The organism is Micromonospora sp. NPDC023869 (assembly GCF_055559695.1).
On the sequence record NZ_JBVHKD010000002.1, the window covers coordinates 828,551 to 847,225 of the forward strand.

At 72.1% G+C, this 18,675-nt stretch carries 18 protein-coding genes and 1 tRNA gene; 8 read left to right on the forward strand and 11 right to left on the reverse strand.

Annotation, left to right across the window (positions count from 1 at the left end; translation table 11 throughout):
• Positions 1-146 precede the first annotated feature (146 nt).
• Positions 147-1,172, forward strand: coding sequence for a glycosyltransferase family 2 protein (locus ACZ31C_RS09580; RefSeq protein ID WP_465794843.1), 1,026 nt, complete (start codon positions 147-149; stop codon positions 1,170-1,172).
• 7 nt (positions 1,173-1,179) lie between these two features.
• Positions 1,180-2,325 (forward strand): glycosyltransferase, encoded by a 1,146-nt coding sequence (locus ACZ31C_RS09585; protein ID WP_465794844.1) that lies wholly within the window; start codon positions 1,180-1,182, stop codon positions 2,323-2,325.
• Positions 2,326-2,386: 61 nt separating this feature from the next.
• Here the strand turns inward: ACZ31C_RS09585 and ACZ31C_RS09590 are convergent, their stop codons facing one another.
• The 3 genes from ACZ31C_RS09590 to ACZ31C_RS09600 all read right to left on the reverse strand — a co-directional run bounded on the left by ACZ31C_RS09590 (position 2,387) and on the right by ACZ31C_RS09600 (position 5,082).
• Positions 2,387-3,976, reverse strand: coding sequence for a hypothetical protein (locus tag ACZ31C_RS09590; protein WP_465794845.1), 1,590 nt, complete (start codon positions 3,974-3,976; stop codon positions 2,387-2,389).
• Positions 3,973-4,896: a hypothetical protein gene (locus ACZ31C_RS09595; protein WP_465795019.1), complete on the reverse strand. Its 924-nt coding sequence runs from the start codon at positions 4,894-4,896 to the stop codon at positions 3,973-3,975. Before ACZ31C_RS09595 ends, ACZ31C_RS09590 begins: the two co-directional genes overlap by 4 nt.
• Before the next feature lie 109 nt (positions 4,897-5,005).
• A tRNA-Thr gene (locus ACZ31C_RS09600) sits at positions 5,006-5,082 on the reverse strand.
• Between the two features lie 324 nt (positions 5,083-5,406).
• Here ACZ31C_RS09600 and ACZ31C_RS09605 point away from each other — a divergent pair.
• Entirely contained in the window at positions 5,407-6,498 is a 1,092-nt protein-coding gene (locus ACZ31C_RS09605; RefSeq protein WP_396689886.1) for an ABC transporter ATP-binding protein, read from the forward strand.
• A 74-nt stretch (positions 6,499-6,572) separates the two neighbouring features.
• On the opposite strand, the gene rlmB is transcribed toward ACZ31C_RS09605, so the two are convergent.
• Both rlmB and cysS read right to left on the reverse strand, forming a co-directional pair.
• On the reverse strand, positions 6,573-7,694 hold the full coding sequence (gene rlmB / locus ACZ31C_RS09610) for a 23S rRNA (guanosine(2251)-2'-O)-methyltransferase RlmB (RefSeq protein WP_465794846.1): 1,122 nt from the start codon (positions 7,692-7,694) through the stop codon (positions 6,573-6,575).
• Positions 7,694-9,109: a cysteine--tRNA ligase gene (gene cysS, locus ACZ31C_RS09615; RefSeq protein WP_465794847.1), complete on the reverse strand. Its 1,416-nt coding sequence runs from the start codon at positions 9,107-9,109 to the stop codon at positions 7,694-7,696. The genes rlmB and cysS overlap by 1 nt, the downstream gene beginning before the upstream one ends.
• A 63-nt stretch (positions 9,110-9,172) precedes the next feature.
• On the opposite strand from cysS, the gene ACZ31C_RS09620 reads away from it, so the two are divergent.
• Together ACZ31C_RS09620 and ACZ31C_RS09625 are read left to right on the forward strand one after the other, a co-directional pair.
• Positions 9,173-9,853 (forward strand): IclR family transcriptional regulator, encoded by a 681-nt coding sequence (locus ACZ31C_RS09620; protein WP_396742064.1) that lies wholly within the window; start codon positions 9,173-9,175, stop codon positions 9,851-9,853.
• A gap of 121 nt (positions 9,854-9,974) precedes the next feature.
• Positions 9,975-10,838, forward strand: coding sequence for a hypothetical protein (locus ACZ31C_RS09625; RefSeq protein WP_465794848.1), 864 nt, complete (start codon positions 9,975-9,977; stop codon positions 10,836-10,838).
• Positions 10,839-10,936: 98 nt separating this feature from the next.
• Here the strand turns inward: ACZ31C_RS09625 and ACZ31C_RS09630 are convergent, their stop codons facing one another.
• Genes ACZ31C_RS09630 through ACZ31C_RS09640 form a run of 3 tightly spaced genes read right to left on the reverse strand, consistent with a single transcriptional unit; the run spans position 10,937 to position 14,362 of the window.
• The gene (locus ACZ31C_RS09630; protein WP_465794849.1) at positions 10,937-12,613 is read right to left on the reverse strand and encodes a S8 family serine peptidase; all 1,677 of its coding nucleotides are present in this window, start codon (positions 12,611-12,613) and stop codon (positions 10,937-10,939) included.
• A gap of 35 nt (positions 12,614-12,648) precedes the next feature.
• Complete coding sequence (locus ACZ31C_RS09635) at positions 12,649-13,389, reverse strand: HAD family hydrolase (protein ID WP_465794850.1); 741 nt, start codon at positions 13,387-13,389, stop codon at positions 12,649-12,651.
• 13 nt (positions 13,390-13,402) lie between these two features.
• A complete protein-coding gene (locus ACZ31C_RS09640; RefSeq protein ID WP_465794851.1) occupies positions 13,403-14,362 on the reverse strand; it encodes an EamA family transporter in 960 nt (319 codons plus the stop codon).
• A gap of 84 nt (positions 14,363-14,446) precedes the next feature.
• On the opposite strand from ACZ31C_RS09640, the gene ACZ31C_RS09645 reads away from it, so the two are divergent.
• On the forward strand, positions 14,447-14,992 hold the full coding sequence (locus tag ACZ31C_RS09645; RefSeq protein WP_465794852.1) for a CGNR zinc finger domain-containing protein: 546 nt from the start codon (positions 14,447-14,449) through the stop codon (positions 14,990-14,992).
• A 348-nt stretch (positions 14,993-15,340) separates the two neighbouring features.
• Here the strand turns inward: ACZ31C_RS09645 and ACZ31C_RS09650 are convergent, their stop codons facing one another.
• Positions 15,341-15,523, reverse strand: coding sequence for a DUF397 domain-containing protein (locus tag ACZ31C_RS09650; RefSeq protein WP_117229063.1), 183 nt, complete (start codon positions 15,521-15,523; stop codon positions 15,341-15,343).
• Positions 15,514-16,326 carry a helix-turn-helix domain-containing protein gene (locus tag ACZ31C_RS09655; protein WP_465794853.1) on the reverse strand — a complete coding sequence of 271 codons (813 nt, stop codon included), beginning with the start codon at positions 16,324-16,326 and terminating at the stop codon, positions 15,514-15,516. Before ACZ31C_RS09655 ends, ACZ31C_RS09650 begins: the two co-directional genes overlap by 10 nt.
• Before the next feature lie 261 nt (positions 16,327-16,587).
• Here ACZ31C_RS09655 and ACZ31C_RS09660 point away from each other — a divergent pair, with 261 nt between their 5' ends.
• The gene (locus ACZ31C_RS09660) at positions 16,588-16,881 is read left to right on the forward strand and encodes a hypothetical protein (RefSeq protein ID WP_465794854.1); all 294 of its coding nucleotides are present in this window, start codon (positions 16,588-16,590) and stop codon (positions 16,879-16,881) included.
• Positions 16,878-17,186 (forward strand): hypothetical protein, encoded by a 309-nt coding sequence (locus tag ACZ31C_RS09665; RefSeq protein ID WP_465794855.1) that lies wholly within the window; start codon positions 16,878-16,880, stop codon positions 17,184-17,186. The genes ACZ31C_RS09660 and ACZ31C_RS09665 overlap by 4 nt, the downstream gene beginning before the upstream one ends.
• A gap of 25 nt (positions 17,187-17,211) precedes the next feature.
• Here the strand turns inward: ACZ31C_RS09665 and ACZ31C_RS09670 are convergent, their stop codons facing one another.
• Complete coding sequence (locus tag ACZ31C_RS09670) at positions 17,212-18,612, reverse strand: class II fumarate hydratase (protein WP_465794856.1); 1,401 nt, start codon at positions 18,610-18,612, stop codon at positions 17,212-17,214.
• Positions 18,613-18,675: the final 63 nt, after the last annotated feature.

Below are 18,675 nucleotides of genomic sequence, written 5' to 3' on the forward strand. Positions count from 1 at the left end.
CTGAGGGTAACCCGCACCGGCGCCGCGCCCGTCCGGTGACCCGAGCTGTACGCCTGGTAGCTGCCCGGCATTCACCGACGAGCCGCCCACGCCTGACAGCGTCACCGTGCGCACCTACTTCCCGCACCCCGAGCGAGCAGGTGATCATGGCTTCCACACCCCAGGTCAGCGTGGTCGTGCCGACCTTCGCCCGACCCGCGTTGGTGACCCGCGCGGTCCGCAGCGTCCTCGCCCAGACCGTGACCGACATCGAGGTCATCGTGGTCGTCGACGGACCGGACGCCGCGACCGGCGCGGCCCTCGCCGAGATCGGTGACCCCCGGATACGGGTGGTGGAGCTGCCCGGCCGGGGCGGCGCGCCGACCGCCCGCAACACCGGCGTACGCGAGGCCCGCGCGCCGTGGACGGCCCTGCTCGACGATGACGACGAATGGCTGCCCACCAAGCTGGCGGTCCAGCTCGACGTCGCCCGGCGCAGCCGCGTACCGAGCCCGGTGGTGGCCAGCCGTCTGATCAACAAGACGCCCCGGGCGGAGTTCGTGCTGCCCCGCCGGCTACCCGAGCTGGGCGAGCCGATCAGCGAGTACCTGACCGTGCGCCGGGGCCTGTTCCACGGTGACGGTTTCATCCAGACCTCGACGATCATGGCGCCGACCGAGCTGCTGCGTCGGGTGCCGTTCACCGTCGGCCTGCGCCGGCAGCAGGAACTCGACTGGACCGTCCGCGCCACCGGCCACCCCGACGTCGAGCTGGTCTTCGCCGCCGAACCACTGGTGCTCTGGCACCAGGACGAGGACCGGCCCCGGATCAGCCTCAGCTCGCCGTGGGAGGCGCAACTCGCCTGGCTACGCGACATCCGACCGCTGATCACCCCACGGGCGTACGCGGCGATCACGATGAGCATCATCAGCTCGATGGCCGCACCCACCCGCAGCCTCCGGGTCTTCCGCCTGCTGCTGGCCGAGGCGCGCCGGCACGGCAGCCCGAGCCTGGTCGACTACCTGACCTTCGCGCAGATCTGGCTGATCCCGCCGACCCTGCGCCACCGGGTACGGGACCGCATCCTCGGCCGTCGACCCGTACACCCTGTCCCGGCCCCGCCTTCCGCCGCAGCCCCGCCTTCCGTGGCGATTCCGGTGGCCACGGAACTCGGAGCCGATGTCGGCCGCTAGGGTCGCCGTGATCTGGCGGAGTTGCCTGCTGCCCGGCTCGGAGACGTTCGTCCGCCACCAGGGCGACGCGTTGCCCACCTGGCGTGCGGTCCACCTCGGCGCGATCCGGGTCGACTCGCCGTTGAGCCGGGACACCGACGTGCTGCTCTGCCCGGACACCCCCCGTGGTCGCCGGGACTGGCTCCGGCTGCGACTGACCGGCGATCTGCCCCGACTGCACCGGCTGCTGGCCCGCCTGCGGCCCGACGTGGTCCACGCCCACTTCGGCGGGGACGGCTGGCTGGTCAGCCGTGCCGCGACCCGGCTCGGCATCCCGCTGGTGATCACTCTGCACGGGCTGGACGTCACCCGTCAGCCGACCGTCCGGGGCTGGCGGGGCGCCCGGCACCGACGCCACCTCCGGACCGCCTTCGACCGGGCCGCACTGATCCTGGCCGTCTCCGGCCCGATCCGCGACCGGGCGCTGGAGCTGGGCGCGGACCCGGCCAAGGTACGCGTGCACCACACCGGCGTGCCGGTACCCGCCGTGCCGCCGACCGGCCCGAAGAACTGGGACGTGGTCTTCGTCGGCCGCTTCGTCGACAAGAAGGGCGTGGACGACCTCGTCGAGGCGCTGGGCCTGCTCGCCGACCTGCGCCCCCGCACGCTGTTCATCGGCACCGGCCCGCTGCTCGCTTCGGTACGCGCCCAGGCCGAACGCTCGGGTGTCGACGCGACATTCGCCGGGGCGCTGCCACCGGACGAGGTGCTGCGGCACGTCACCGGGTCTCGGGTGCTCGCCGCTCCGTCGCGTACCGCCGCCGACGGCGACACCGAGGGCCTGCCGACCACGATCCTGGAGGCGGCGAGCCTGGGCGTGCCGGTGGTGTCGACGTACCACAGCGGCATCCCGGAAGCGGTCACGCACGAGGTGACCGGCCTGCTCGGCCCCGAGGCCGACCCGCCGGCCCTGGCCGCCAACCTCCGTCGACTCCTCACCGACACCCTGCTACGCCACCGCCTCGGCGAAGCGGCCCACCGTCACGTCGCCACCCACTTCGACCTCCACCGCCAAACCCACACCCTGGAACACCTCTACGCCACCCTGATCACCCCCACCCCCCGCCGTCACCCCGTCGATCATGGAGTTGTGGCTAGCGATACGCACCTTTGAGCCCGTTCTGCACTCACCACAACTCCATGATCGACGCGCCGAGAGAGGGGTGGGGCGGAGGTCAGGTGGGGCGGCGGAGGTGGTGGAGGGCGGTTCGGGCGGAGCGGCGGGCGGACCGGGCGCCGGCCAGCAGGGCTCGGGCGGCGCGGGCGGTCGGGGTGCCGCTGAGCAGCGAGACGATCTGCCGCAGCCGCGTCAGCTCGCGGTCGCGCTCGGCCAGCGTCCGTTCGTACCACTGCGCCAGGGCACGGGCCTCGGCCAGCTCCCGCGCCAGCTCGTCCCGGTCGATCAGCAGCTCCCGCCACCCTCGTGCGGTGGTCTGCGTACGGTCGTCGGCGAACGACTCCGGTTCCCGACCGGACAGGGCTGCCAGGGTGGCTGCCGGTTCACCGGGCGGCAGGAGGTGCGCCAGCCCGGCATCGGCCGTCCGGGCCGCCAACCGGCGCAGCACCCGCACCGACCCGACCTGCACCGACCCGACCTGCACCGACTCGGTCGCCGCGACGGCGTGCCAGGCGCCGTCAGGTGTGACCACCACCTGGTCCGCCGGCACGTCCGCCAGCGGACCGGCCTGCCAGGCGGTGAGCAGCGCACGCAACCCGGGCAGCTCCCGCCGCGCCGTCGCGGTCAAGGCCAGGTCCTCGACCGTACGCCCCGACGGCACCACCGTCCCGTCGGCGAACCGCCATCCGCCGGCCGGGCCACGGCGGACCTCTCGACGCCGACCGTCCCGCATCAGCACCCCCGCCGGAGGCCGACCCCCGACCTGATCGGTGGCCTCGTCGGACAGGTCCGGAGTGGAGCCGGCGGCGGCCAGGCGCTCGGTCAGCAGCACCCAGCCGGGAGCCGACTCCGTGACACCGCCGTGCCGGAGCGCCAGCATCGTCAGCCGAGCCGGATCGGCGAACGGCGGCACGGCGACCTGCCGGTCCGAATCGGCGGCTCCGGTCGGCTGGGTGGCGCTCAGGGTGGCCTGGAGGAAGCCGGCCAGGTCGGCGTCGGCCAGCAGCTCGGTACCGAGCAGGGCGGTCGGCGTGCGGGGCGACGGAAACGTGGCCCAGGTGCCGACGGTCCACAGGCCGGACGCGGCCAGCCGGTCCCGCAGTCGGGGCAGGCCGGCGGGGCGGGTGTGGTCGTACTCGTCCGGTGCGGTCCAGTCGGAGTCGGTGCGTGGCGGCGGCGGGAACGGCAACCGGTGCAGCCCGAGGGGGTTCTCCGCGCCGAGCAGCAGTCGGCCGGTGGGGCGCAGCATCGACGTCAGCAGGTCGAACCGGTCCGTCCAGCTCAGCTCCGGCCCCTCCACCGAGGCGAGCCGCCCCAGCCCGTCCAGCGCGACCAGGCTGTCGTACTGCGGCGAGGTGGGCAGTCTCTCGGGGCTGCCGCAGTACACCTGGACTTCCGGCCGGTCGGCGTACCGGGCGGCGAGTGTCTCGGCGTCCGCCAGTCCGCGTACCAGGATCGTCAGGTCGGTCGAGGGCAGCGCGTCGAGCAGGTCGGGGTGGTGCGGGCCGACGACCAGGGTGCGTCCACCGACGGCGGTCAGCAGCGCGGCCAGCGTCGGCCCGCCCACCGGGCCGGGGCCGCGGGACCCGTCGAGGTCGGACCAGGCGAGCATCTCGCCGCCGAGCAGACGCGGGCTCCCGGGGGTCATGCCGAACTCCGCTCGCCGGACGCCGCCCCCGCACCTCGCCGCGAGCCCGGGGCAGGCAGCGGCGCCGGTACGACCGCAGGGGCACCCGGTGGGGCCGGTACGGCGGCCGGGGTCGGCCAGCGGAACAGGTGGCGCAGCTCGGGCGGCGTGAGCAGGCGGTCGGCGCCCAGCTCGGCGTCGGCGAGTGCCCGGGCCACGGTGACGTCCACCCGAGGACCGTGCAGGTCGGCCCACTGACGGCGGATGCGTGGCTGGCCGCCCCAGACGGGGGTCTCACCGGCCAGGTGCATCGGGTCGCCGTACACGGCGGGCTCACAGCCGGCCAGGATGCCGTAGAAGATCGCGCTGCACAGCCGGTTGGAGGCGACCCGCCGGTGCCGGCGCAGTTCGGCGAGCTGCCGGACGAGGAACTCCGAATCGAGGTCGCTCCACCGGCCACCTCGATAGCCGTGGCAGACGACCCGGAAGCCGGCCCGCTCGTAGTACCGGCGGACCCGCGTCGACCGGTACTCCTGCCAATAGAGGCAGACCGTCACCGGGCCCGGCTCCACGGCCCGGATCTCGTCGACCAGCCGACCGTGGTCGCCCAGGATCCGTTGCCCCTCCCAGCCGTGGAAGGGGTACCAGATGGTGCCCTCCCGCGCAGACGGCCCGTCGGGCGTCAGGGCGGTCAGGTACGCGAACGGCGCGCCGAGGGCGTACGTCCGCCGGTGCCCGAGGGACCAGGCGCGTCGACGCGTCCGCTCGGACCAGAGGAACAACGGCACCCCGGGTACGAACTCGTGGTCGGGGGCCATCCCGTCGCCGATGTTCCAGCCGTGCTGCAGGTAGCCGGGTACCCGGGGCGGCTCCCGGTCGTCGAGTCCGCAGTAGCGGGCCAGCAGGTGGGAGTGCCCGTAGTAGTGGTTGGCGTGGTGCACGGTGTGGGTGTCCCTGGGGGTGGCGGGGGCGTTCAGGCGGACGGTAATCAGCCCGCCTGAACGCCCGGCCACGACGAGGTGTCGCCCGGTGTTCCGTGCGCGATACGGATGGAGCCCCCGGCCGGGATCGAACCGGCGACATCCCGCTTACAAGGCGGGTGCTCTGGCCAGCTGAGCTACAGGGGCGTTGTTTCCCGGTCAGCATAGCGACCGACGTCTGCTTTTCCCGCTCGGCAGGGGTCCCGAGCACGGGAAACGTCAACATCCCGACCTGCGGGCGTCGATTCGTGTCCGACCGTGCCCGAGTGACCGGAATGCGAATGCTCTCAGTCCCATCCATCGTCCCGAACCTTGGCATTGCGGCGAAAGCCGTTTACCGTGCAGTGACACGGACGACACCGGGGTTTTCCTCACGTCGTCCGTCGCGCCGGCACGGGGCTCCCGTGCCGGTCGCTCCTTCACTCGGATCGTCCGGCACGTTCCTGCCGGTGAAAGGAAGCGCACCCCCTCATGGCTACGGTCACGTACGCGAAGGCGTCCCGGATCTACCCGGGCACCGAACGCCCCGCGGTCAACCAGCTCGACCTCCAGATCGGCGACGGGGAGTTCCTCGTCCTGGTCGGCCCCTCCGGTTGCGGTAAGTCCACCAGCCTGCGCATGCTCGCCGGCCTGGAGGACGTCGACGACGGCGCGATCTACATCGACGACCGGGACGTCACGCACCTCCCGCCGAAGGCCCGCGACATCGCGATGGTCTTCCAGAACTACGCTCTGTACCCGCACATGACGGTGTACGAGAACATGGCGTTCGCGCTCAAGCTGCGCAAGACCTCCAAGGCCGAGATCGACCGTCGGGTCAAGGAGGCGGCGGCGCTGCTCCAGCTGGAGGAGTACCTCAGCCGCAAGCCCAAGGCGCTCTCCGGTGGTCAGCGTCAGCGTGTCGCGATGGGCCGCGCCATCGTCCGGGAGCCCCAGGTCTTCCTCATGGACGAGCCGCTGTCCAACCTCGACGCCAAGCTCCGGGTGCAGACCCGTACCCAGATCGCCTCGCTGCAGGCCAAGCTCGGCGTCACCACCGTCTACGTGACCCACGACCAGGTCGAGGCCATGACCATGGGCCACCGGGTGGCGGTCATGCTCGACGGTGTGCTCCAGCAGGTGGACACCCCGCGTGCGCTCTATGACACCCCGGCCAACGTCTTCGTCGCCGGCTTCATGGGCTCGCCCGCGATGAACATCAAGACCGTGGCGCTCACCGAGCAGGGTGCGTCGTTCGCCGAGATGTTCGTCCCGCTGACCCGCGAGCAGGCCGAGGCGGCCCGCGCCGAGGGTGGCGACGGCAAGGTCACCGTGGGCTTCCGCCCGGAGGACTGCGACATCGTCAGCCCGACCGAGGGCGGCATGCCGGTCGTCGTCGAGCTGGTCGAGGACCTCGGCTCGGACGCCAACGTCTACGGGCACGCCGCCCTGGACGGATCTTCCGAGCGCTTCGTGGTGCGGACCGACCGGCAGCACAGCCCGAACATGGGCGACACGATCTTCGTGAAGCCGCGTACCGGCCGCAGCCACGTCTTCCACGCCGCCAACGGCAAGCGGATCTGACGTAGCAACCGCGAAGGGGCGGTCCGCCGATGGCGGGCCGCCCCTTCCGCGTACTCCCGGTGGTTGGTGGGGGGTCAGAGCTCGACGGCGCGGCGGCGCGCCACCTCGGCGAGCGTCACCGCGGCGGCGACGCTCGCGTTGAGCGACTCCACCTCGGAGATCATCGGGATGCTCACCGTCAGGTCGCAGGTCTGCCCGACCAGCCGGGACAGCCCGCGCCCCTCCGAGCCGACCACCACGACCAGCGGGCCGACGGCGGCCTCCAGGTCATAGAGGTCCGTCTCGCCGTCGGCGTCCAGGCCGACCACCAGGAAACCGGCGTCCTGGCACGCCTTCAACGCCCGGGTCAGGTTGGTGACCTGCGCCACCGGCACCCGGGCCGCCGCACCGGCGCTGGTCCGCCAGGCCGTCGCGGTGATCCCGGCGGCCCGCCGCTCGGGTACGAAGACACCCTGCGCGCCGAACGCGGCGGCCGAGCGGATCACCGCGCCGAGATTACGCGGATCGGTGACGCCGTCCAGCGCCACCAGCAACGGTGCCGCCTGCTCCACCGACGCCGCGACCAGGTCCTCGAACGGCTGGTACGCGAACGGCGGCACCTGGAGGCCGACGCCCTGGTGCAGCACGCCCCCGGTCATCCGGTCCAACTCGGCCCGGCTGACCTCCAGGATCGCGATGCCCCGGTCGGCCGCGGTCCGGACGATCTCCTTCATCCGGTCGTCGACGTCGATGCCCTGCGCGGTGTACAGCGCGGTGGCCGGCACCTGGGCGCGCAGCGCCTCCAGCACCGGGTTGCGCCCGACCAGCAGCTCCGGCGTGTCCTTCGCCGGGTTCGACTTGCGGCCCGGCGCGACCCGGGGGCCGCCGCGCCCGACGGGCTGCTTACCCCGCGTCGGTTTGGCCGCCGGGGTGCCCCGACCGCCGCCCCGACCCCAGGTGGTGTCCTTGCTCCCGGGCGTACCGATCTTGGGGGCGCGCCCCTCCTCGGCCGCCGCCCGCCGCTCCTTCTCCTGCTTCCAGGCGGTGCGCTGGGGCAGCTTCTCGGTGCCCGAGTAACCCTTGTGCCAGGGACGTTCGTCAGCCGGCAGAGTCCGGCCACGCCCGGCGAGGGAGTCCCGGTTCTTGCCGCCGGAGCCCTTCGGGGCCCCCGCCTTCGACGTCATCCGCCGGCCACGGCGTTGCGAATTGCCGGCCATCAGTCATGTTCTCCAATTGTCCAACGCGGGCCCTGCGGGGTGTCCTCGACCACCACACCGGCTCGCTTGAGTTGATCCCGCAGCGCGTCGGCGGCGGCCCAGTCCTTGCGGACCCGGGCCTGTGCGCGCTGTTCGAGGGCCAGGGCGACCAGGGAGTCCACCACACCACGGAGGTCGCTCGCCCGGGCACCACCCGTCCATACCGGGTCGAGCGGGTCGACTCCGAGGATATCCAGCATGGCCCGGACGTCGGCGAGCGTCGTGCGGACGGTCACATCGTCCGCGTCGGCCAACGCGGTGTTGCCGTCGCGCAGCACGTCGTGCAGCACGGCCAGCGCGGCCGAGGTGTTGAGGTCGTCGTCCATCGCCGCAGCGAACGCCGCTGGCACCTCGCCGACCTGGCCGACCCCGACCCGTTCGACGGCCCGCTGGACGAAGCCCTCGATCCGCCGGTACGCGACGGCCGCCTCCCGCAACGCGTCCTCGGAGTAGTCGATCCGGGAGCGGTAGTGCGCAGCCACGTAGTAGTAGCGCAGCTCGACCGGGCGTACCCCGAGCGAGGCGACGTAGGCCAGGTCGAGGGTGTTGCCCAGCGACTTGCCCATCTTGGTGCCGCCGATGCCGAGCAGGCCGTGGTGCACCCAGTACCGGGCGAACGGCAGGTCGGCGGCCTGCGACTGGGCCAGCTCGTTCTCGTGGTGGGGGAAGATCAGGTCCAGCCCGCCGCCGTGGATGTCGAACTCGGCGCCGAGGTAGCGCCAGCACATCGCCGAGCACTCGATGTGCCAGCCGGGCCGACCCCGCCCCCACGGCGAGGGCCAGTAGGCGTCTGTCGGCTCGTCCGGTTTCACGCCCTTCCAGAGCGCGAAGTCACGCGGGTCCCGCTTGCCGCGCTCCGGCCCCTCGCAGGCGGAGAGCATGTCGTCCGGTGACTGGTTGGACAACGCGCCGTACGCCGACCAGGACCGCACGTCGAAATAGACGTCCCCGGAGTCGTCGGTGGCCGGGTACGCGTGCCCCCGCTCGATCAACTCCGCGATGAGCTGGTGCATCTCCGGGATGTGCCCGGTGGCGCGCGGCTCGTAGGTCGGCGGCAGCACGTTCAACGCCCGGTACGCCTCGCCGAGCTTCAACTCGTTGGCGTACGCGATCGACCAGAACGGCTGCGCCTGCTCCTGCGCCTTGACCAGGATCTTGTCGTCGATGTCGGTCAGGTTGCGGACGAAGGTGACCTCGAAGCCGGCGGCCAGCAGCCAGCGCCGTAACACGTCGTAGTTGACGCCGGAACGGAGATGGCCGATGTGCGGCGCTGCCTGGAGAGTGAGACCACACAGGTAGACCCCCACCTTGCCGGCTTCCCGCGGGACGAAGTCCCGCACCGATCGGGTGGCGGTGTCATACAGGCGTAGCGTCACCGTACAAGGGTAGCCGTCCGTCGTTTTCCGGGTCCGCCGGAGCCGGGTCGTACGCTGCTGGTCGTGGACTCCGCAGCGACGCCCGACATCGATCCGCCGTCACCCGCCGTGCCCGGTGGCGAGACGTCGCAGACGCTGGACCGGGGTCTGCGGCTGCTGCACCTGGTCGCGGAGGCGTCGGGCGGGCTGACGGTCACCGAGGCGGCGACCCGGCTGGGCATCGGTCGGGCGGCCGTCTATCGACTGGTCGGCCCGCTGGCCGGGCACGGCATGCTGCGCCGGGACGCCGCCGGTCGACTCCGCCTCGGTGCCGGGGTGCTGCACCTGGCGCGGCGGGCCCAACCGCTGCTCGCCGAGGGGGCGCTGCCCGCGCTGCGTCGGCTGGCCGAGCAGGCCGGGGCCACCGCCCACCTGACCGTGGTGGAGGGCGGCGAGGGGGTGGCGCTGGCGGTGGTCGAGCCCAGTTGGACGTCGTTCCACGTCGCGTACCGGACCGGTGCCCGGCACCCGTTGGAGCGGGGTGCCGCCGGGCAGGCCATCCTCGCCGGGCGGACCGGCGCCGCCGGCCCGGTGAGCACCGCCGGTGAGCTGCAACCCGGCGCGTACGGGGTGGCCGCGCCGGTGCTCGGGGTGCCGGGCCTGGAGGCCAGCGTGGGGGTCGTCGCCCTGGCCCCGCTGGACGCCGAGGCGGTCGGCGCGCAGGTGCTCGCCGCCGCCACCGCGATCGCCACCGCGCTGAGCTGACCCGGCGACATACCACAACGCGCGCCCTCGGCGAGGGTTGTCCACAGGCGGCCGTTCCGGTCGTCGTCGCGGTTGTCCACAGGGGTCGCCGGGCCGGTGACACGGGTCGCAGGCTGCTCTCATGCCAGTTCGCACACAGCCACCGGACGCCCTGGCGTGGCAGGTCTTCCGCGGCTCGGACGTCGTCCGCCGAGGTCTGCTCACCGCCCACCAACTCCGCAACTCCGCCTGGGTCCGACTGCGGCACGACGTCTACGCCGACGCCCGCCTCGACCGGGACCACGCCCTGGCCTGCCGCGCGGCGGCCCTGCAACTGCCCGCCGGGGCGGCCGTCGCCGGCCCGTCCGCGGCCTATCTGCACGGCATCGGGCACGCCGCCGACTTCGACCAGGCCGTCCACGTCCTGGTGCCGACCCGGGCCGGGCTACGCAGCCAGCGCGGGCTCCAGGTGCACACCGAGTCCCCGCAGTCGCTGGCCGGGTTGACGATCAAGGGCGTCCCACCGCACACCGACAGCGCCCGGGCCGCGTGGGAGAGCGCGGTGTGGTTGGAACCGAGCCGCGCGGTCGGCATCGTGGACGCGCTGCTGGGTCGGGGGCTGACCACCCGGGCGGCGTTGGACGAGGTGGCCGCCGTGAACGACGACCGTCCCGGCGGACGCCGGGCGCGCTGGGTGTTCGATCTGGCCGACCCGGCCGCGCAGTCCCCCGACGAGTCGCGGCTGCGGGTCGGGCTGGTGCTGGCCGGGCTACCGCGCCCGGTGGCCCACCATCCGGTGAGCCTGTCCGGCGGTGTGGTGCTGCGACCCGGCCTGGCCTGGCCGCAGCAGCGCGTGGCGGTGGAGTTCGACGGTCAGCGGCTCTATCCGCTGGCCGGGGCGGGCTGGCTGATACGGCACGTCACCGGTCGACGCCTGCACCAGGACCTCCCCGGGGTCGCCCGCGAGATCCGCGCCGCGCTTCTGGACGGCGGACACCGCCGGTGACGGGGCAGAACGGGGGACGGCCCGGCCGGGGGCAACCCGGCCGGGGGCAACCCGGCCGGGCCGTCTGTTCGCCCGTCGAGGGCGGGTGTCCTATCCGGTCATCGGCGCAGCGGCGCGGTCACCGCCGCGTACGCGTCGATGATGCCGTGCCCGTAGAAGCCGTTGAAGTCGACCGAGCCGTCGCAGTAGGCGTCGAACTCGACCGGCCGGCCCTCGTCGGTGTAGGTCTGCAACCGGGGTTCGGGGCAGGCCCGCTCGGTGGCGGTGCGGAGCAGGTGCTTCTCGACCAGCTTCGGAGCCAGGCCGAAGTCGCCCCGGCCCTGCGGCTTGCCGTACCTGCTCACGATGAGTGCGGCCACGCCGGAGGCGTGCGGTGCGGCCATCGAGGTGCCCTGGAGGTACGTGTAGTAGCCGCACTGCCCGTTGGCCTTGCACTCCTTGAACACGAAGGTCTCGGCGCCCGGCACGATGTTGCCGGCCTCGTCGACCGTCCCCTCCTCCTGGAGCACCTTCTTCGGGTAGGTGGAGAGGATCATGTTGGCGTCGGTGCGGAACGTGTCGGTGCCGAACCCGTCGCGGAACCAACCCCCCGGAGCGGCCACCGCCGTCTGCTCGGTGCCGTAGTTGGAGTAGTCGGCCTTCTTGCCGGACGGGCCGACCGAGGACACGCTGATCACGTGCGGCCCCTCGGCGGGCAGGTCCCAGCAGCTGTCGTTGTCGATCTCCCGGGGGTACGGCGCGACGTCACCGTAGTTCGGGCTGGACACGTCGGTACGCGGGTCGCCCAGGTCCTCGTGGTTGTTGCCGAGCGCACCGACCAGCGTGACGCCCCGGTTGTGGGCGAAGGTCAGGGCCCGCTTCATGGCGCGGATGGTGGCCCGCTGGGCCGCCTGCGCCTCCGGGGAGTCGGCCGGGTTGGCCGTGCAGTTATAGAGCCACGGGTCGACATAGAACGACATGTTCACCACGTCCAGGCCCGACCGGCCGGCGTGCAGCAACGCGTTGACCACCGGGTTCAGGAAGAAGTACCCGGAGTCCTGGCCGCCCTTGAGGTTGACCAGGGAGACCTTCGGGGCGACGCCGGAGAGGCCGAAGCCGTTGGCGGCGGCACCGATGGTGCCGGCGACGTGCGTACCGTGCCCGCCGTCGTCGGTGCCGGCCGGGTCGAGGCAGCTCGGCACCTCGCACTCCCCGTCGATCTCGGGGATGTCCGGGGCGAAATTGCGCGACAGGGCCCAGTTGAAGTTCGGCGCGATGTCCGGGTGGGCGGCGTCCACGCCGGTGTCCAGCACGCCGACGGTCACCCGACGGTCGCCGGGCTCGATCTTGCGCGCCTTGTCGGCCCGGATCATCTCCAGGCCCCAGAGCTTGTCGTCGAGCGGGTCCAGCTTCTTGCCCCGCTGCTTGCCGGCGCCCTTCGCGGCGGCCACGGCCAGGAGGTGCTCCTGCTCGACCCGGTCCAGCTTGGGCTTGCGGCCGATCGCCTTCTGCTCGGCGGCACCGATCAGCGCGGCGGCAGCAGTTGCCTTCGTCGCAAAGTCGGCCCGGTCACTGGTCACCTGGAACACGCCGACCTCGTCGGTGCGGGACACCACGGTCCCGCCGGCCGACCGGATCGCGGCGAGGGCCGCGTCGGCGGAGTACCCGTCCTCCGCGACCACGGTGAACGTCCGGACGGTCGTCGGCTCGGCGCTGGCCGGCACGCCCAGACCCGTCACCGTGAGTGCCAGTGCCGCCGCGGTCGCGACGACGCCGACGGTGAAGCGCTTGCTCACCACATCGAATCCTCTCTTTGAGGGACGTGGCGTCATCAGACATCAACGCATGACGTTTCGCCAGACCGGCGTCGGTAACACGGCGGAAGTTCCGCTTCGCCGGAAAGGCCGACCAGGACGGCAGGCAACTCGGCAAGCGAGGACACTGTCGCGTCCGGCAGCACACCGGCCGGGAGCGAGTCGCCCCGCCGGTTCAGCCAGACCGCCCGCAGACCAGCCCGCTGCGCTCCGACCACGTCGAACGCCGGGTTGTCACCGACGTGCACCACCTGCGACGGCGGTACCCCGGCAGCCACGCACACCGCGGCGTAGAACTCGGGCGCAGGCTTCTTGGGCACGCCGTTCTCGTGTGCGTACACCTCGAAGGCGAACTCGCCGGCCAGGCCGCAGCGTTCCGCGCGGCTGTTGCCGTTGGTGGCGAAGCCGATTCTCCATCGCGCCCGCAGTGCGGTGAGCGCGGGCCGGACGTCGGAGAAGGGTCGGGTGAGCGCGAACCTCCGGGCGAAGAAGACCTCGGCCAGCTCGTCCAGGTGGTCGCCCAGACCGGCTCGCGCCAGCGAACGGGCCAGCGCCGCCCGACGGATCTCCATCACCGGCGCCGAGGCCAGGTCACCGAAGACCGCGTCCCAGTCCGACTCCAGGTCGGCCAGTGACACCTCGGCCGCCACCGGGGTCAGCCGCCGCATCTCGTCGAGTACGGCGACCAACCCGCCGGTGACAGCCGGGCGCAGATCCAGCAGAGTCTCGTCGGCGTCGAACACCACCGTGCTCAGCATGTCGATCAGGGTGTCACGTGAGGGCCGGCTCCGCCGCCTTCGCCTGGTCGGGGGTGACGGGTGCGCGCAGCTCGTCGAGGCGGACCAGGGCCACCCCGGCGACGATCAACGCGCCGCCCATCAGTTGCACGACCGTCGGCAGTTCACCCAGCACCAGCCAGGCGATCAGCACCGCGAACATCACCTCGGTGAGCCCGACGAAGGAGGCCATCCGGGCACCCAGGACGCGGGCCGCGGCGATCCCGGCCAGGTACGCGACCACCGCCGCCACCAGCGCGAGGCCGACGATCGGCACCAGCCAGCTCGTCTCCTGCCCGGCGAACTCGACCGTGCCGAAGCTGGCCCGCAGCGGTAGCGCACCGAGCAGGCCGAGCAGCAGCAGCGCACCGGCACCGACGGCCATTCCGCCGCTGGCCATGACCACCGACGGCAACGCGGCGTCGACCCGGCCGGCCAGCACGAAGTAGCCGGCCAGACCGACCGCCGCGCCCAACCCCCAGAGCACCCCGATCGGGTCGAGTCGCCCGGCTCCGGTGAGGTCGAGCACGAAGAAGAGGCCCGCGAGGGCCGCCGCCGAGCCGGCCACGGTCAGCCGGCGGGGGCGCTGCCCCTGGATCAACCAGGTCCACCCGACGACGAGAATGATGCCGAGGTACTCCAGCAGCAGCGCGACGCCGACCGGCAGGTAACGGACCGCATTGAAGAAGCACACCTGGGCGAGTGCCACCCCGAGCAGCCCGAAGACACTGATCGAGGTGATGTTGCGGCGCAGCACCGCCCACCGGCCCCGCAGCACGAGCAAGGCCGGCCCGGCCAGCACCAGGGCCGCGATACCGACCCGGGCGACGACGACCGCCTCGGCGGACCAGCCGTCGTTGATCAACGAACGGGCGAAGGTGCCCGACGTGGCGAACGTGACGGCGGAGAGCAGAGCCAGGGCGAGCCCGGCCCCCGCGACGGGGGAATGACGCATCGACTCTCCTTGGCACGGTCGCCCGCCATGGGCAAACTAGGCTTACACCGATGACGCTAAAGCGGGGCCACGACAGGAGTCAAGTTGCTTTTCGCCCATGACACCGAATGTTCGCTGACCGCCGCCGCCGCGCTGGTCAACACCGACGGGCGGGACGGCGACAAGCTGCCCGACGTCGCCGCGCTGGACGCCTTCTACGTCACCCACTCCTACAGCGGCCGGCACGAGCACAGCGAGGCCGAACTCCGCGCGGTACGTGCCCTGCGTCCCCGGCTGCGACGATTCTGGTCCGCCGACGTCGACGAGATCGTGGAGATCGTCAACGGGCTGCTCCGCGAGCATCGCGCCCTGCCGCAGCTCATCACGCACGACGACGAGCCGTACCATCTGCACGCCGTCCCCCGCGACGCCCCGCTGGCCACCCGGATGGCGGTCGAGGCGGCGATGGCGATCGCCGACGTGGTCCGCGGCGGCGAGCTGCGCCGGCTGCGGACCTGCGACCACCCCGACTGCGACAACGTACTTGTCGACCTGTCGAAGAACCGGTCCCGCCGGTTCTGCGAGGCGGGCTGCGGCAACCGGGCCGCCGTCAGCGCCTACCGTGCCCGCAGAGCCGCCGCCCGCTCCTGACCTGACCCCGACCCCGAGCCGCCCACCGCCCCGAGCTGCCCATCGCCCCGACCTGTCACGCTCAGGGTCGAGGTCCTGCCCCAAGGCCATGCAGAGTCGATGTCTTTGCCAAGGTCACGCTCGATCCAGGATCGAGTGGCATCGGTCGTCCGCGATGACCACTCGATCCTGGATCGAGCATGTTCATGGCGTCCCGAGGCACACGAAGCCGACGGGACAGCCTCGCCCTCCGCGACGACCGGTCGTCCCCCTTGGTCGAGCACCGTCGGTGGAAGCACAGGGAGGTGGGTAGCTTTCTTGTCGCTGGGGCGACAAGAAAGCTACCCACCTCCGGGTCAGGCGGTCACGTCAGCGCGGCGGCGCGGCGACGAAGACCCGCCAGGAGTACGGGTCGAAGGCCAACACCGGTCCCGCCGGGTCCTTGCTGTCTCGCACCCCGACCACCCCGCGAACGTTCAACGCCACCTCGACACAGTCGTTGGACTGCGCGCTCCGACTGCTCGTGCGCCAATGGGCTCCGGTCAGCTCCATGCCTCGGCCACTTCCCTCAACAGCTCGATCGTCTGGCGGGGCGTATACGCCTCGCCAAGGCAAACCTCCCACACCTGCCTGAGAAGATCGAGATCCTCCGACCGATCCAGCTCCTGGCCGCCGATATGGCTACCGAGAAAGGCCACCTCGGTGCCGTCCCTTCCGCTCGCGAGCAGGAAGGGTCCACCCAGGCCGGGGTACTCCGCCGCCGCTTGCGGAACCACGTGCACCCGGATGCGGGGGTGCTCGCCGGCAATGTCAGCAAGGTGCGAGACCTGCTCCGAGACGATCTTCCGGTCGCCGACACACCGCCGGATCGCAGCCTCGTCGATGATCACGATCAGGTAGGGCGAGTGGTCCCCAGACAGGACCGTCTGGTTCTCCATCCGCTCCGTCAGCCTGCGCTCCACTTCGTCTGGATCCAGCAGGCCACCAGCCTCGAAGACGGCGCGAGCGTAAGCCTCGGTTTGCAGCAGACCGGGGACATACAGCGGCTCGTACCACCGGAGCTTTGCCGCCTGCCCGACGATCGTCTGTGCCCCGCGTAGCCAGACCTGGGCTTTGTCGAGGGCGACGAGGTCGGTGAGCATCCGGCCGTAGAGGCCGCCGGTGTCGAGGGCCTTGTCGAACTGTTCCAGGTACTTCGGGGTGGGCGGCTGCTGCCCCAACTCCACCGCACTGACCATCGACGCCGAGTAGTTGACCGCCTTGGCCAGGTCCTCCTGGCTCCAGCCGCGTCGCATCCGCGCCCGACGTAGCTCCGCGACCAGGAACGTCGCCGCTGTCATCTGCCCGCCCGTCATCTCCAGCCACCCTCCAGGATCCGGTCGATCGACTCCAGCGCCCCGCCACCGGCGAGCCCAGCCACCGCAGCGGGCCTCGGACAACACGGTCGAACCCTTCCGACCGTAGTGGGGTCGTCAGCAGACTGTGAAGACCGACGTTCGCCGCTCATCCCCCGAGCACGAAACGTCGAGGTGGGACCGCTCGCTCCCCCGGCCGGGCGGTCCCACTGCCGGGGGGGCGATGGCATATCCGACTCAGCTCGAAAGGACACCCGTGCCATGTCCCGACCCGCCCGACCGACCTGGTTCCGCAGCACCCGCCGCAATCAGCGGCCGATCCCCCTCGCACCTCGGCACCGTCGGGTCTGGCGTGGGCTGCGCCGCTACTGCTCCTGTGGCCTGCGCTGGCGCACCTGCCCGGACCGGCACGCCCCGGTGCCGACCGAGCCGACCGCCGCGTCGCCTCCGAACCGTCCCTCGTGGGCCCAGGCCACCGTGGCGAACCCGCAGGTCGGCAGGGCCGGCAGACTCACGCCGGCACAGTCCTGGCGGGCCAACGGCGGCCACTGGTGACCGGCCCGTCGGTGCCGGCCACGCCGGTCACCCCGGTCCGTCCGCACCTGGCGTTGCGTCCGCTGTGGCTGTGCCGGGTCTGCGCCGCACCCTGGCCCTGCGCCACCGCGCGGCTCGCCCTCGTCGCCGAGTACGCCCATGACCGCGTCGCGCTCAGCGTCTATCTGTGTGCGGTGCTGCACGACGCCACCGCCGACCTGTACCGCCTGAACCCGCACGACGGACCGACTCCGGCGGCACTCTTCGCCCGCTTCCTCGCCTGGGTGCCGCGCGGTCAGCCCGACCGTGACCAGCCCGGCCCGTGACCGGCGCACCCGCAGGGGTCCACGCTCAGGGGTGGGTCATCCGGAGCAGGTCGAGCGCCTCGTCCAACTGGGTCTCGCTGAGTTTGCCGGACTCGACGTGGCCACGCGACACCACCACCTCCCGGATGGAGATCTGCTTCTCCAGCGCCTCCTTGGCGATCGAGGCGGCCTCGTCGTACCCGAGGTGGCGGTTGAGCGGGGTGACGATCGACGGCGAGCCCTCGGCGTACGACAGACAGACCTCGGCGTCCGCGACCAGGCCGACCACGCAGCGGTCGGCGAGCAGGCGGCTCGACGCGGCGATCAGCCGGATCGACTCCAGGATGTTGCGGCCCATCACCGGCAGCATGACGTTCAGTTCGAAGTCGCCCTGCGAGCCGGCGAAGGCCACCGTGGCGTCGTTGCCGATCACCTGCGCGCAGACCTGCCGGACTGCCTCGCAGACCACCGGGTTGACCTTGCCGGGCATGATCGACGAGCCCGGCTGGAGGTCGGGGATGCGCAGTTCGCGCAGGCCGGCGCGCGGGCCGGAGCCCATCCAGCGGATGTCGTTGGCGATCTTGTAAAGCCCCACCGCGACGGTACGCAACTGCCCCGAGGTCTCCACCAGCGCGTCGCGGGCGCCCTGCGCCTCGAAGTGGTTCCGCGCCTCGCTCACCGGCAGCCCGGTCGAGTCACGCAGCTTCTCGATCACGCGGGCGGCGAACCCTAGCGGCGTGTTGATGCCGGTGCCCACCGCCGTACCGCCCAACGGCAGCTCGGCCAGCCGGGGCAGCACGCCCTCCACGCGCTCCAGGCCGTAGCGGACCTGGGCGGCGTACCCGCCGAACTCCTGCCCGAGGGTCACCGGCGTGGCGTCCATCAGGTGGGTACGCCCGGCCTTGACCACGGTCTCGAACTCCGACGCCTTCGCCTCCAGCGCGCCGGCCAGGTGGTCCAGCGCCGGCAGCAGGTCCCGTACGACGGCCTCGGTGGCCGCCAGGTGGATCGAGGAGGGGAAGACGTCGTTGCTCGACTGCGAGGCGTTGACGTCGTCGTTGGGATGGACGCTGCCGCCCAGCTCCCGCCCGGCGAGCGTGGCGATCACCTCGTTGGTGTTCATGTTCGACGACGTACCGGAGCCGGTCTGGAACACGTCGACCGGGAACTGGTCGTCGTACCCGCCGTCGGCCACGTGCGCGGCGGCGGCGGCGATCGCGGCGGCCACGTTCGCGTCGATCACGCCCAGATCCCCGTTGACCTCGGCCGCCGCGCCCTTGATCTGCGCGAGTGCCCGGATCTGCGCCGGCTCGATCCCCCGGCCCGAGATCGGGAAGTTCTGCACCGCCCGCTGCGTCTGGGCCCGCCAGAGCGCCTCGGCGGGCACCTCCACCTCGCCCATCGAGTCACGTTCGATCCGGTAGCCCGTCGCCTCTGGAGTCGTCACGCGTTCCATCCTGCCCCGCACAGCGGGCACGTGCAGATGTTCGCCCCAGCCGCTCGACCTGAG